This is a genomic window from Chryseobacterium sp. KLBC 52 (assembly GCF_003347605.1).
Classification (GTDB): domain Bacteria; phylum Bacteroidota; class Bacteroidia; order Flavobacteriales; family Weeksellaceae; genus Chryseobacterium.
Genome location: NZ_QDFZ01000004.1, coordinates 172,800 through 186,851, shown reverse-complemented (window position 1 = coordinate 186,851; position 14,052 = coordinate 172,800). Strand labels below are relative to the sequence as shown.

Sequence of the window (14,052 nt, the reverse complement as noted above, 5' to 3'; positions counted from 1 at the left end):
AATAATTGTAATACCTTTGTAAAATAGTTTTACAAAAAAACATAGCTGATAATCAACAATTTAATTATTTTTTGAAAAATTGACAGATTTAGATCTATTACACTTTGAGCAGCTAAAAAAGGATGTTCAGGGTCAATACTTAAAAGAATATACCCCTTCGCAGGATGACATATCCAAGTGGAAGGGTATAGATATTATATATTTTCAGGAAGACCTTCGAAAAAAGGCGAAAGGAAACATCAGTGAAAAGTCATTTTACACCTACTTTAAAACTTCACCGGTTACTAAATTACCAAGAATAGATATGCTCAATTTATTGAGTATTTATGCAGGTTATGACTCATGGTACGATTTCAAGAAACAACATCTTTTTGCTGGTGAATTACTCCAGGAAAATGAAAATTTTGATGACGAAGATCTGGACGAACTTGAAAAAACAGTTTCTGAAGCTCCTGAACTTCCAAAAATTGAATTTCAACCTAAAAAAGTTGATACCAGAGCTCAAGAAAATACTGATTTACAAAAATCGAACACTGAAAACCAAACAATTACACAAAATAAAACAGCAACCAACGAAATTGAAATTCCAGCTGTTCATCCTAAGAAAAATTTCTTCAAAAAGAATGCCTGGGCACTTGTTACTTCAGTTTTAATTACGATTACCGGTCTATTAGGATTTAAAGATGTTCTTTTTTCAAAAACTTACAAATATTGTTTCATCGACAAAGACAGAGGAGTTTCTGTGATCAATACCTTAGAAATAATGGTAGTGAAAGAAAATGAATCTCCATTGATGTATAAAATAAAGCCGGGCGAGTGTTTCTATTATTCGACCAAGGATAAAAATTTAAAAATGAGAATCAGCGCTCCTTTCTACGAACCGCTGGAAGTTAACAGAAACCTTGAAAATGCTCCTGAAGAAGAGAAAATAGAACTAAAGCCGGATGATTATAAGATGGCGGTCTATTATTTCTCTATAAAAGACATCAAAGGAGGAAATCCTGATGAGCAGGTGGCTCTTATCAAGCAAAAAAGAAATCAGCTTGAAAACCTGATCAGCAACAATGCAGTGATCTATCAGGTATATGATAATGATACTTATGGTATTGAAAGGCTGGATAAGCAGAAGTATATCACGCTGGTAACGACTCCTACAACCTCTCTGAAAAACCTGAATGTAATAGAAATGAAAAAGGATATCAAAGGTAAAATTGTATCCATCAAATTTAAAATTGCTACCACAGATGAAAAGAATAAGTAATTTTTTAATTTTCACCGTGCTTCTGACTTTATTTATTGCCTGTAACAATAAAACCTCAGAGGTAAGCGACCTCGATAAACTACGAAACAGCACCAACGAAAAAAGCTATCCTGCTGTACAGATGGATAGTATGCAGGCGATTAATTCCATTACCAAACAAAAAGTTCAGGAACTTCTTGATCTGTCTACCCTATACCTTAGCGGAAACAGAAATACAGAAATAGATACCGTGATTTATTCACAAATGGAAAGTTATTTCCACAAACCGGATTCTCTGACATTTAAAACATTGCTAAAAGAGCTGGACAGCATGAAAGCAAAAACAGCTAAAGTAAGCAACCTGAATGTGTATAAAGAGTTTTATAAAAAAGATACGCTGGACTACGCCAAGTTCGATGTGGAGTACTTTGACAGTAAAAATAAATCTTTGGGAAGCTTTGAAAAGAACGCACAATACATCCTGCTTTCTACGTCCAAGCTTAAAAAAGAATTTAAATTCTACTTTCTGGATTTTTATTCCAAACCGCTTAAAAAAGACAGCACCTCAGTAGGAGTAACCAAATAGTCTAATGGAATATCATTTTCCCAGACATCATCCACATATTCATCGGGGTCAAAATAATTGACTCCGATTTTTTTTGTCTCAGGAGAAATACTTTGAAACAATCCGTCATAAAAACCTTTACCGTATCCTACTCTATTCCCTTTTTTGTCACAGTACAATAAAGGCGTAATCACATAATGAAAATAATTTTCTCCGGAATCATCATTGGAAACAGGTTCCGAAATCCCCCAATTGTTGGTTTCAAAAACAGTATCTTCAAAAATTTCAATATTAATCAGCTTATCAGCAACAATTTTAGGTACATAAACACGGATGTTCTGCGCTAAAAAATATTGAATGAAGATCCGGGTATCAATTTCCATTCTTGCCGGAATCGGGATAAAAATATGTACTTTTTCTGATTCTTTTGGCTTAAAATATTGAATGAAATTTTCAAAAATCTTCTCAGATAACAGAAAAGCCTCATCTGAAGACAAGGCTTTCCTTTTTTGGGTATATTTTTTTCTAAGCTCAGCTTTCAGCATAATGATTAAGTGATTCTTACAGAAATAATTTTCACAGGACAGGCGTTGGCGGCTCTCTCCAAATATTCAAACGCTTCCTGGTCTGGTGTTTTTAACGTGTAGAAGCCTTTTTTATCAATGGTCTTAAGCAATACTGATTTACCATCTTTTTTGGACATTCTAAAATATTCCGGAGCGAATTCGACACAGTAATTACACCCAATACATTTATCTCTTTGAAGTGTAGCAATGACCATTACGCTTTCACAATTTTATATAATTTGTCACTTGGGCGTATGCGGAACTTCGTAGGAAAAGTAATCACATCAGATTTTGTTGCCTTGTCCGCTCCTTCCTTCTCATCAACCATCATGCTTTCGATGACCATTTCCTGTGATCCTGTAGTGGGTCCCTGTATAAGCACATTGTCTCCTACAGAAATATCATACGCTTCAACCACAAATTCTGCGATATTGGCTTTCGGATAGAAGTGTCGTCCTTTTCCGATATAAACTTTCTTTTGTGTTGCACCGGAACCTGAGTTTGAAGACCACTCACCCAGCTCCTGGCCAAGATAATAACCACTCCAGAAACCTCTGTTGTAGACGGTCTCCAGAAGTTTCATCCACTTATCCACTTTTTCCTGAGAAAATGTTCCTTCGGCAATACTGTCGATTGCTTCCCTATAACATTTTGTAACTGTTGCTACATATTCCGGAGCCCTTCCTCTTCCTTCTACCTTCAAGACTTTCACTCCGGCATCCACAATCTGATTCAGGAAACCAATCGTACAAAGGTCTTTGGGAGACATCATATATTCGTTGTCAAGTTCAATTTCAAAACCTGACTCCTGATCAATCACAGTATATTTTTTCCGGCAGTTCTGTTTGCAGGCACCTCTGTTTGCTGAAGAATTATGGGAATGAAGACTCAGATAACATTTCCCGGATACTGCCATGCATAAGGCACCATGTCCGAAAATTTCCACTTCAACAAGATTACCGGAAGGTCCTTTTACCTGATCTTTTTCAATCTGGGTACAGATTTTTTTGATCTGGCTGATACTTAATTCACGGCTCATTACCATTGTATCAGCAAAAAGAGCATAGAATTTTACCGTTTCAATATTGGTTATATTAATCTGGGTGGAAATATGCACCTCCATACCAATTTGCCTTGCATAAGAAATTACAGCCTGATCCATTGCAATTACTGCTGTAAGACCTGCCTCTTTCGCTTTATCAAGAAGTGTTCTGACGATGGAGAGATCATGGTCATAGATGATGGTATTAAGGGTAAGATACGTTCTTACTCCTTTTTCAGCACATCTTGCGGCAATTTCCGGCAGATCATCAATGGTAAAGTTCATTGTGGCTCTGGCACGCATATTGAGCTGCTCAACTCCAAAATAGACAGAGTCTGCACCATTATCTATAGCTGCCTGAAGTGATATGAAATCTCCTGCAGGAGACATCAACTCTATTGTTCCGTTTTTTGTCATTTTGAGTCCGGAATTACTAGGTTATTAAAACAGAAATAATTTACTGAAAGCCCTGAATTATGAATTTTGCACAATTCTGTACAGCTTATCAGATAAGCGAACTCTGAATGGTAATGCAAAAGTAATCTGATCTCCTTGTTTTGCTGTTTCGCAAGGGCCTCCGTTAGCATAGATTTCAGTAACAGTAACTTCCTGCTCTCCTGTTGTCGGACCTGAAATTATTATTTTATCCCCTACCGACAGATCTTTATTTTCAATTAAAAACTGTGCAATTTTTGATTTGGAATAGTAATGTTCTGCTTTTCCAATCAATTCTTTTTTGACAGCAATCTTCTGACGGATATTTTTTGTTTCAGCTTTTGCTAAAGGTTTGTCTGATAAGTCTCCGGAGTTTTTGAATTTCAAAGCATCAGATTTTCCTTTTCTGAATACTTTATTTCCAACCTGAAGTCCCTTTCTTAATTTCACCTGCTCATCCCAAGGTAAATGGATGGTGTCCAGACATTCTGTAGAACAGCAGTTTTCCATTGCCGCTTTACATTCGTCACATTGGATAAATAGAAGGTGGCACGCATCGTTTGCGCAGTTCGTATGATTATCACAAGGTTTTCCACACTGGTGGCACTGTGAAATAATATCATCTGTAATTCTCTCCCCTAAACGGTGGTCAAATACAAAGTTTTTACCGATAAACTTACTTTCTATTCCTTCTTCTTTGATCTGACGTGTATATTCAATGATACCTCCTTCCAATTGATATACATTTTTGAAACCCTGGTGTTTGAAGTACGCACTTGCTTTTTCACAACGGATTCCTCCGGTACAGTACATCAATAGGTTTTTATCTTCTTTAAAATCCTGCAGCTGTTCGTTAATGATTGGTAAACTTTCTCTGAAGTTTTCCACATCCGGAGTAATCGCTCCTTCAAAATGCCCCACTTCACTTTCGTAGTGATTTCTGAAATCTACGACAATGGTATTGGGATCATCCAGCATATTATTGAACTCCTGAGCTTTTAAGTGAATTCCTTTATTGGTCACATCAAAAGTCTCGTCATTCAAACCGTCAGCAACAATTTTATTTCTGACTTTTATGGTTAATTTTAAAAATGAGTAATTGTCCTGGTCTACCGCTACGTTCAAACGGATTCCTTTCATGAAGTCATATACTTCCAGCGTATCACGAAAAGCCTCAAACTGATCAGCAGGAACACTCATCTGAGCATTGATTCCTTCTGTTGCAACATAAATACGGCCGAGTGCATCCAATGCATTCCAGGCTATAAATAATTCGTCGCGAAATTTTTTAGGGTCTTCGATTTTGGCATACGCATAGAAAGACAAAGTAAGACGGTCTTTACCGGCTTCATCAATAAGCTGAGCTCTTTCTTCTGCGCTTAAGGTGTTATACAGTTGCATGCTATAAACGTTTTAAGTGAGAATAAAATTTTTGCAAAGATAATAATTTTAGAATTAAGTATATTTATGACAACAATCACGAACAGTGAGTAATGACATGACAACGATGAAAAACACACGACTTTATATCATAAGTCTGCCATATTTTCTTTAATTTTTTTTTAAGTTTTGTTAACTGTGGCATTAACAATTATGACATAAGGCATAAAATGATATAATAGCCGTTAAATTTTAGTTAAAATTGAAACATAGCATACTAATTGCTTACTTATTTAACATTAAATTTGTTTACTCAAAAACATAAAAAGAAAAATTAATTAATAAACAAGAAAGATATACAATGAAGAGTACTTTAAAAAAACTATTACCATTTGCAGTAGTTGGAGTCATTTCCGGAGCTACTACCGTTGGAGCTTTACAATATTTCGGACACGGCTCCAACAATGGAGATCAATCTTATTTCACAACAGCAGCCCCCAACACCTCATTCGCAGGAATGAATACGGGAGCGGTAGGTGAAGATTTTGTAAAGGCAGCTAAAACAACCGTTCCAGCTGTAGTGACCATTAAAAACTACCAAAGCAGAACATCAAGCCGTGCTTCAGAGCAGGATTTGTTTGACTTTTTCTTTGGAGATCCTTTTGGAGGAAGAGGACAGCAGAGACAAAAGCAGCAGCAGGCTCCAGACAACATGCCATCGGGAATGGGTTCAGGGGTCATCATCTCTCCGGACGGTTATATTATTTCCAACAACCACGTGGTAGCAGGTGCTAATAAACTGGAAGTCGTATTAAGCAACAAGAAATCATATATTGCAACTTTAGTAGGAACAGATCCTAACACGGACATTTCTTTATTAAAGATTGAAGAAAAGGGTCTTCCTTATCTGAATTTTGCAAATTCTGACAATATTGATGTAGGACAGTGGGTACTTGCAGTAGGAAATCCATTGGGATTAAATTCTACGGTAACAGCAGGTATTGTTTCTGCAAAAGGAAGAGGTATCGGAATCTTGGGAAGCCAGGGAAAAGCTACTAATCCTATTGAAAGTTTCATTCAGACGGATGCTGCTATTAACCCGGGTAACTCAGGAGGAGCTTTAGTGAACACTAATGGAGAGCTTATCGGAATCAACTCTGCGATTCAGTCTACTACAGGATATTATCAGGGATACGGATTTGCTGTTCCTTCCAACCTGGCAAGAAAAATCGTTGAGGATATCAAGAAATTCGGAATTGTACAGAGAGGATTCCTGGGCGTTCAGTCTTTAGACCTTTCAAATGATCAATTGGTATCTTCATACAACAAACAGTTCAAAACTAACCTGAAGGTCGGTTCCGGAATTTATGTTACAGGATTTGGCGAAAACAGTGGTGCTGAAGATGCAGGATTGAAAAAAGGAGATGTAATTACTAAAGTAGACAACTACGATATCACAGATTTTGCGGATCTTTCTATGTCTATCGGAAGCAAACGTCCTGGTGATAAAGTTCAGGTAACGTATTCAAGAAATGGTAAAGAAGGTACTACTACTGTAACCCTTAGAGACCAGAAAGGAGGTACTTCTACCAGAACGAAAGCAGATCTTACTGTAACTGAAAAAATCGGGGCTGAATTTGATCCTCTTACAGAACGTTTCAAAACAGAATACGGACTGAACAGTGGTGTCGTGGCTAAAAACGTATCTGAGGGCAGCGAAATGGCTAAAATCGGAATCGTGGACAACTATATCATCATCGAGGTAAATGGTAAACCGGTGAATTCACAGAAAGATGTTGAAAAGATCCTTGAGAAATATCAGGGGAATGTACAGGTGAAATTTGTGGATGACTACGGAAGAATTTATACCAAAGGTTTCAAAATGCCTTAATCAGAAAACAAATCAGTTTTTCATATCAACAAAAAACGCTGCAGATCTTTGCAGCGTTTTTTTATTGTTTATTTAGACTTGTTCATTTTATCAGCAATACTTTTCTTTTTATTTCTTTCGTAGATCACTTCAACAATCTTACCTCCGATCCAGGAAAACGGAAAGAACGTAAGGAAAATGGAGATCTTGTAAAATGTAGGATGATAAGGAAAAATAATAACATCCAACATGGCAATAAAAAGCATAATAAAGCCAATCAGAATAGCATAGGCTACTTTAGCGTATTTAACGATAATGGCAGTTGCAACTCCTCCGATAGTAGTTCCTAATCCGGAAATAAACAAAAGGAAGCCGAAAAACGCCTTATCATCTTTCATGCTGAAAAGAAACCTCTGCCAGTGCTCAAACGGAGCAAAAGCCTCAAAAGTTACCCATTGCGGAAAAGCCCTTATACCAAGAGTAATAATAAGTCCTGCAATACCAAGACCTATCAGAACCGCAATTGTATTTCTTATAAAGTTCATTAATCCTGATGTGCAATCATAGAAATTTCGATATCCACATTTTTAGGCAAACATGAAACCTGTACTGTTTCACGGGCTGGATAGCTTTCTGAATCTAAGTAAGATGCATAGATATCATTCATTACAGCAAAATCATCCATACTTTTAAGGAAGATGGTCGCTTTTACAACATTTTTGAAAGTCATGCCAGCTTCAGTAAGAATCGCTTCAAGGTTTTTCATTACCTGATGCGTTTCTTTTTCAATACCTTCTACCAGTTTACCAGTTGCAGGATCTACAGGAATCTGCCCGGAGATATACAAAACTCCGTTGGCCATATTAGCTTGTGAATAAGGCCCGATAGCTGCGGGTGCATTAACTGTGTTGATTATTTGTTTCATATGCGGATATTTAATTTTTTTCTAAGTTCATAAGCAATCACTATCTGCAATATATTGGTCTTTGAATTCTGCCAACAGTGATTTCATTAGAATTTATTCTGCCTGCAAATATAAAATTTATATTCTCAAATGCCAATCTGATATTAGAAAGGTGCATTAGGCTGGGTAAAGCTTCTGTCTTTGTACTTCAAGGCGTCACTTAAGATATTGGCTTTGATACCGATAAAGAAGTCGTATACTTTATACTGTCCAAATGGAACCCAGTTGAAATTGATCGTAAAGCTTCGCTGATCTCTTGAAAAACCAATCCTTGTGTAGGCCAATTCTTTGGTCACCATATCATAATGGGTACTTCCGTTGATATTCCAGTATGGAGTTAGTTTGATACTTCCATCCAAACCTAAGGATGCAATTTTATTACCAAACCTGCTCAAGCCTTTAGAGTAAGCATAATTGGCACTGACATTTAAAGTCCATGCCTGATCAAAGTGCGCATAATGATCATCATCAAAATAGTAATTTTCATTTCGGACTTCTCCCTTCGAGGAGTACTTTTTAGCATAATCTGTTTTTTCTCCAAAAATCTCGCTGCTTAAAGGATAAGATAACTGAACGTTGAAACCCTGTACACTGAAGTGTCCGAACTGCTCTGTTCTGATTCCTGTATCCTGTCCTGGTAAGAACTCAATTTTATAAGGTTCCAGTGCAAGGCTGGTATTTACGGTCAGCTTATTGTTGAAAAATGAAGATTGTCCGTTGATGGAGAATACAGACCAAGGGTGATCTTTAGCAGCAAAGTTATAGCTTCCTGCAAGGTTTAAAGATTCAAAAATTTTGATTTTCTTCACTCCCGTGGAATCACTCTTAGACTTTACTTTCATTTCGATATTGTTCCCGATATTGAAACCTAAAGCTCCCTGCATACCACTTGAAGGACTTCCGATGATTCCTTTTTCAAAAATGGAATATGGTGTCAGCGCTCCGGTTGCATTATAATAGTTTCTGTAATATCCGAAGCTAGGACTTGAAAAGTCTGGTGAATAAGTAAAACTCACACTTGGAGTCATCATATGTCTTACCGCTTCCACTGCAGATCCTTTTTTGAATTTCATCATTCCGAAAAGGGTGGTCTGAAGACTGGCAGAAGTGGAGAATGTAGAATACCCTGTAAAGTTTTTATTGATCTCGTCAACCGTAACATTTTTTACCGGATCATAATACCTGTTCAGCGTTTTTGTAGTCAAAGCATTATCAATATTCGCACTTAAACTGAAAGTAAAATATTTGGCCAGTGTTGTATTGGTAGCCAATGCGATATTGTTTTTAAGCCCTGTCTGCATTTTATCCCACATTTCTTTTTTAAACAACTCATTTTCCTGAGTATTCACGAAATTGGTAAGGTTGAACCCGGTATTTACCGTAATATTTTCAAGAAGTCCTTGTCTGATTCCTGTTCTTGATTTAAACAAATAGAACTGATTGATGGCCACGTTCATCTGCGGAAGACGAAGATCTGCCAATCCTGTGGCAAAGTTCTGAGAATAGGAAGCTGTTCCGGTAATAGTCATCGGCAGTTTCAGGAATCTTTTGGTAAGGGTTACCGTAGAGTTCTGCTGGGTATTTAATACATTCTGGTTGAAAATGTAGTTGTTGTTCAGCGGGTTGTTATAGAATTTGGTACTTACAATATCTACAGAAGCACTGAATGTAAGGAAAGGATTGGCTTTGGAATCCTGCGAGTGAGTCCAGTTGATTCGGTAGGTACTGTTTTTAGTATAATCGTCCAGACCTTTGATTCCTCTCACCATTGTACCGATATCTGCCGTAAAGTTTCCGGAGTAACGGTATTTTTTCTGGTAATTCACCTGAGGACGTAAATTCCAGCTTCCTTTTGTGTAAATATCAGCTAAAACTTTAAGGTCAAAATGCTCTCCAATAGGTTGGTAGTATCCAATTCCATTCAGGAAAAAACCAACATCTTCTCTTTCCCCGAAACTTGGAATCAGAATACCTGCGGCTCTTTTATCTGAGAATGGTAAAATAGCGAATGGAAGATAAAGTGGTGTAGGCACCTGCTCAATAAACATCTGAATAGGTCCTGTAACGATCTGGGATTTTGTTTTGGTTTTAATCAGCTTAATATTATAAGCTCTCATAAAATAATCCGCTGCTGTATCTTTTTTCTTAATGAAATAATCATCCGTTGTGTAATCCGCTTTTCTCATCGCGAATACGGAATCATTGTATTTTTTAGTTTTCTGCGCTATAATTACCCCTTCACTTTCTTCTGTTCTTGCATTGAAGGCAATGGCCTGTTTCGTTTTTGTATTATAGCTGAACTCGTTGGTTTCGTATTTTTTCCCTGCCTGCGTAGTAATTACAGGTTCTACAATTTTCCCTAAAGAGTCTTGTTTCCCTCTTGCATAGATCAGATTTTTGTTATCATCAATAGAGATGTAATCTGCATCAATCTGCATATCCTGATATTTTACCTGAGCATTCTTGTTCAGAAAAGTCATTTTTTTTGGAACATCTCTTCTCTGATCATCCGCTTTTGTACGAAGAACATCATTTAAGGGTTCTTTTTTTACAACTATGGTATCCTTTTTGGAAATAGTATCATTAACCGCATTTTTAGGCAATTTTTCAGGAGTTTTCTGTGCTAAAAAATTGTTAAAAATTAGGATAATTAAAATTTGTAATATATTTTTGAAGACGGTTTTGGCCAATTTTATACTATATAATTAAGGCCCAAAATTAATATAATTTTTATAACTGTAAGATGTACAAACAAAATTTTAAAATAATTTTATCATTTCTCCTTATCCTTATCAGCAACTTTATTTTCTCTCAAAAGAAGTTTACAATCGTTCTGGATGCGGGACACGGAGGAAGTGATCATGGAGCCAACAGGACGTATTCTGATATCGGAAGAGTTGCAGAAAAAGACATTACACTTGCCATTACATTAAAGGTAGGGGCCATGTTGGAGAAAAACAGAGACTTCAAAGTTATCTATACCCGTAAAATAGACGAGTATCCTTCTTTATCCGACAGAACCAATCTTGCCAACAGAAGCAAGGCAGACCTTTTTGTATCTATTCACTGTAATTCTTCTCAAAGGCCTACAGCTTATGGAACTGAAACGTATGTACAGGGACCTAACCAGAATAACGAAAACCTTGAAGTCGCCAAAAGGGAAAATGACGTAATCTTCCTGGATGAGAAAGATAAACAAATCTTTGGCTCTTATAATCCGGATTCTCCGGAGTCATTAATTGCTTTGAAACTTCAGCAAAGTAAATACCTGGAATCAAGTCTTCTTCTGGGAGGATTGGTAGAAGATAACTTTGTAAATAAAGATAAAAGATCTTCAAGAGGTGTATTTCAGAAAAACCTTCACGTTCTCCGTATGAATGCCATGCCATCCGTACTGATAGAAACAGGTTTTATCAATCACCCTGAGGAAAGCCACTATATTGCTTCAGACAAAGGACAGACCGAAATTGCAGAAAGTATCTACAATGCTATTATTGATTATAAGAAAGCGGTTGACAGAAAATCCGGAGGTTCCATTGCAACAAGAAAGCCAGAACCTGAAAAACCGGCAGAAGTTCCTTTGAAAAATGATTTCAGAATTCTATTGATGAGTTCTCCTACGAAATATAATGAAAATGACCCTGCCCTGAAAGGTCTGAACTATATTCTTACGCTTAAAGAAAACGGACAGTACAAGTATTACTATGCTGTAACCAATATGGCTTCGGTAAAAGATATTAACCTTAAAACAGCAAAAGATGCAGGTTTCAGAAATGCATTTGCCGTAGGATTTATGCCTAATCAGAGAATCAGCATGGGATATTATACTATTGAAGTGTATGCAGGCGATAAGCTGAATGGCAATTCTTATATCCTACAGAATTTAAAAGATGTAGAAAGAAACAAGGATAATGGAGTCTTTTATTATACGTATGGAAAAGTATACACCTTGGAAGATGCTGTAAAACTTCAAAAAGAACTTGAAGCTAAAGGTGTCAAAAATACCGTGATACAAAAAGTCTACAAATAAATCAAGAAAAATAATTTTGAAGTCTCAAAGTTAATTCTTACTTTTGCGACCTCAAAATTTGGCCTATTCGTCTAGTGGTCAGGACTCAAGATTTTCATTCTTGCAACAGGGGTTCGATTCCCCTATAGGCTACAATTTACAAACCTTTAGCTGATAAGTTAAAGGTTTTTTTATGAGGACCTCATTTCTGTATTCTGCTTTTAAAAAATTATTTTTAAGCACTACAGCTTTGAAGAGCTTTTCAAATTTTGTGATTATAGAATAACAGATGAAATAATAACCGAATTTTAGGATACTGACAGTCTGATAATTACTATCATTATACTAAAAAGGTAGGGACTTTTATTTGAAAAAAGCAATCCCTATATGTTATATGTCACAAAAGCATTATATTTGCAAAAAATTTATCCATAGTTGGTTATACCAATATGGTAACACTGATGAAAAATATTATTGATAAATCATTGTTTGTAGTTTTCTGCAGACCATCAAATTTTATATCATGCCGGATTTAAAAATACAAGAAGCGAAATTGCTTTTTAAGAAAATCCACTCTAACCCAAAAAGTTACGATTTACAAATCAATGAAGGCGGGATTACAGGCAGAGATGATAAAATCAGTTTCAGGCTTTACAGGACTGGAGAAAGGGTTGCTTTTGAAGTAACAATTGACGGACTTACTTTCACCAATACCACTGGAGAATGGAATAATGCACTGATCATGCTGGGAAATACGATCAAAAAAATAGAGAAAGAACAAGAAAATTTAAAAATAGAACAAGCAATAAATAAACTGAGAAAGTACCTATCAGAAGAAAATTAAAATTTTTAAAAATAAATTTGGTAGTTTAAAAAAAAGTTTATAGTTTTGCACTCACATTTAAACGATATGGCAAATCATAAATCAGCACTAAAGAGAATCAGACAAAACGAAACTAGAAGACTTCGTAACAGATATTACCACAAGACTGCTAGAACAGCTTTAAAAGCTTTAAGAAATGAAGAGAACAAAGCTGCTGCTACAGAACAATTGCCAAAAGTTATCGCTTTATTGGATAAATTAGCTAAGAAAAATATTATCCACAAAAACAAAGCAGCTAACTTGAAAAGCAAATTAACAAAGCACGTTAATAAATTAGCGTAACAATATAGCTGGCCCGTTCGTCTATCGGTTAGGACCTCAGATTTTCATTCTGGTAAGAGGGGTTCGATTCCCCTACGGGCTACTTACATCTTATAAGACCACTGTAACAACGGTGGTTTTATAAAGATCAAAGTAGAAAAAGCTATATTAAAAATAAATCTAACCGGCCCGTTCGTCTATCGGTTAGGACCTCAGATTTTCATTCTGGTAAGAGGGGTTCGATTCCCCTACGGGCTACAATAAGAGTTGATACTTATAAAAACAAAAACTAACACATTACTTTGGTAATGGAAGATAGAGGGCCCGTTCGTCTATCGGTTAGGACCTCAGATTTTCATTCTGGTAAGAGGGGTTCGATTCCCCTACGGGCTACTTACATCTTATAAGACCACTGTAACAACGGTGGTTTTATAAAGATCAAAGTAGAAAAAGCTATATTAAAAATAAATCTAACCGGCCCGTTCGTCTATCGGTTAGGACCTCAGATTTTCATTCTGGTAAGAGGGGTTCGATTCCCCTACGGGCTACAATAAGAGTTGATACTTATAAAAACAAAAACTAACACATTACTTTGGTAATGGAAGATAGAGGGCCCGTTCGTCTATCGGTTAGGACCTCAGATTTTCATTCTGGTAAGAGGGGTTCGATTCCCCTACGGGCTACAAAAGGACTTTTTCGAAAGTCCTTTTTTCGTTTCTATATACAGATTTCGGGGAATTCTTCCCAAGGTTTAAGCTTTCTATAGTTTCATTATTCCTACCCTAAGGAACTAAGCGATAATTTCTTCAGATACAATAGCCTACCCAACTGACTTCT

The 14,052-nt window shown here is 36.4% G+C and carries 13 protein-coding genes and 6 tRNA genes; 12 read left to right on the top strand and 7 right to left on the bottom strand.

What is annotated here, in order from left to right:
- The first annotated feature begins 79 nt into the window (after window positions 1-79).
- Together DDF69_RS05690 and DDF69_RS05685 are read left to right on the top strand one after the other, a co-directional pair.
- Window positions 80-1,261 (top strand): hypothetical protein, encoded by a 1,182-nt coding sequence (locus tag DDF69_RS05690; RefSeq protein WP_114819923.1) that lies wholly within the window; start codon window positions 80-82, stop codon window positions 1,259-1,261.
- Window positions 1,245-1,826, top strand: coding sequence for a hypothetical protein (locus DDF69_RS05685; protein WP_114819922.1), 582 nt, complete (start codon window positions 1,245-1,247; stop codon window positions 1,824-1,826). Before DDF69_RS05690 ends, DDF69_RS05685 begins: the two co-directional genes overlap by 17 nt.
- On the opposite strand, the gene DDF69_RS05680 is transcribed toward DDF69_RS05685, so the two are convergent.
- The 4 genes from DDF69_RS05680 to DDF69_RS05665 are packed head-to-tail and all read right to left on the bottom strand — an operon-like array spanning window position 1,775 to window position 5,249.
- Window positions 1,775-2,350: a 5-formyltetrahydrofolate cyclo-ligase gene (locus tag DDF69_RS05680; RefSeq protein ID WP_114819921.1), complete on the bottom strand. Its 576-nt coding sequence runs from the start codon at window positions 2,348-2,350 to the stop codon at window positions 1,775-1,777. The two genes, DDF69_RS05685 and DDF69_RS05680, sit on opposite strands and share 52 nt — an antisense overlap.
- Window positions 2,351-2,355: 5 nt before the next feature.
- Window positions 2,356-2,586, bottom strand: a complete 231-nt coding sequence (locus DDF69_RS05675; protein ID WP_114819920.1) for a ferredoxin — start codon at window positions 2,584-2,586, stop codon at window positions 2,356-2,358.
- Window positions 2,586-3,830 carry a peptidase U32 family protein gene (locus tag DDF69_RS05670; RefSeq protein WP_114819919.1) on the bottom strand — a complete coding sequence of 415 codons (1,245 nt, stop codon included), beginning with the start codon at window positions 3,828-3,830 and terminating at the stop codon, window positions 2,586-2,588. Before DDF69_RS05670 ends, DDF69_RS05675 begins: the two co-directional genes overlap by 1 nt.
- A 57-nt stretch (window positions 3,831-3,887) precedes the next feature.
- Window positions 3,888-5,249, bottom strand: coding sequence for a rhodanese-related sulfurtransferase (locus DDF69_RS05665; RefSeq protein WP_114819918.1), 1,362 nt, complete (start codon window positions 5,247-5,249; stop codon window positions 3,888-3,890).
- Between the two features lie 340 nt (window positions 5,250-5,589).
- Here DDF69_RS05665 and DDF69_RS05660 point away from each other — a divergent pair, with 340 nt between their 5' ends.
- Window positions 5,590-7,119, top strand: a complete 1,530-nt coding sequence (locus tag DDF69_RS05660) for a trypsin-like peptidase domain-containing protein (RefSeq protein WP_114819917.1) — start codon at window positions 5,590-5,592, stop codon at window positions 7,117-7,119.
- A gap of 68 nt (window positions 7,120-7,187) precedes the next feature.
- On the opposite strand, the gene DDF69_RS05655 is transcribed toward DDF69_RS05660, so the two are convergent.
- The 3 genes from DDF69_RS05655 to DDF69_RS05645 form a co-directional block, all read right to left on the bottom strand.
- Window positions 7,188-7,643 (bottom strand): hypothetical protein, encoded by a 456-nt coding sequence (locus DDF69_RS05655; protein ID WP_034694594.1) that lies wholly within the window; start codon window positions 7,641-7,643, stop codon window positions 7,188-7,190.
- On the bottom strand, window positions 7,643-8,023 hold the full coding sequence (locus DDF69_RS05650) for a RidA family protein (RefSeq protein ID WP_034694591.1): 381 nt from the start codon (window positions 8,021-8,023) through the stop codon (window positions 7,643-7,645). Before DDF69_RS05650 ends, DDF69_RS05655 begins: the two co-directional genes overlap by 1 nt.
- Before the next feature lie 143 nt (window positions 8,024-8,166).
- Window positions 8,167-10,752, bottom strand: a complete 2,586-nt coding sequence (locus DDF69_RS05645) for a putative LPS assembly protein LptD (RefSeq protein ID WP_114819916.1) — start codon at window positions 10,750-10,752, stop codon at window positions 8,167-8,169.
- 53 nt (window positions 10,753-10,805) lie between these two features.
- Between DDF69_RS05645 and DDF69_RS05640 the strand changes: the two genes are divergently transcribed.
- The 9 genes from DDF69_RS05640 to DDF69_RS05600 all read left to right on the top strand — a co-directional run bounded on the left by DDF69_RS05640 (window position 10,806) and on the right by DDF69_RS05600 (window position 13,898).
- Complete coding sequence (locus tag DDF69_RS05640; RefSeq protein WP_185144316.1) at window positions 10,806-12,092, top strand: N-acetylmuramoyl-L-alanine amidase; 1,287 nt, start codon at window positions 10,806-10,808, stop codon at window positions 12,090-12,092.
- A gap of 60 nt (window positions 12,093-12,152) precedes the next feature.
- Window positions 12,153-12,224 (top strand) — tRNA-Glu (locus tag DDF69_RS05635).
- Window positions 12,225-12,594: 370 nt separating this feature from the next.
- Window positions 12,595-12,915, top strand: a complete 321-nt coding sequence (locus DDF69_RS05630) for a hypothetical protein (protein ID WP_114819915.1) — start codon at window positions 12,595-12,597, stop codon at window positions 12,913-12,915.
- 66 nt (window positions 12,916-12,981) lie between these two features.
- On the top strand, window positions 12,982-13,236 hold the full coding sequence (rpsT, locus tag DDF69_RS05625; RefSeq protein ID WP_002983073.1) for a 30S ribosomal protein S20: 255 nt from the start codon (window positions 12,982-12,984) through the stop codon (window positions 13,234-13,236).
- 10 nt (window positions 13,237-13,246) lie between these two features.
- A tRNA-Glu gene (locus tag DDF69_RS05620) sits at window positions 13,247-13,318 on the top strand.
- Window positions 13,319-13,401: 83 nt separating this feature from the next.
- Window positions 13,402-13,473, top strand: a tRNA-Glu gene (locus DDF69_RS05615).
- A gap of 63 nt (window positions 13,474-13,536) precedes the next feature.
- Window positions 13,537-13,608: transfer RNA gene (locus DDF69_RS05610), tRNA-Glu, on the top strand.
- An 83-nt stretch (window positions 13,609-13,691) separates the two neighbouring features.
- Window positions 13,692-13,763: transfer RNA gene (locus DDF69_RS05605), tRNA-Glu, on the top strand.
- A gap of 63 nt (window positions 13,764-13,826) precedes the next feature.
- A tRNA-Glu gene (locus DDF69_RS05600) sits at window positions 13,827-13,898 on the top strand.
- Window positions 13,899-14,052: the final 154 nt, after the last annotated feature.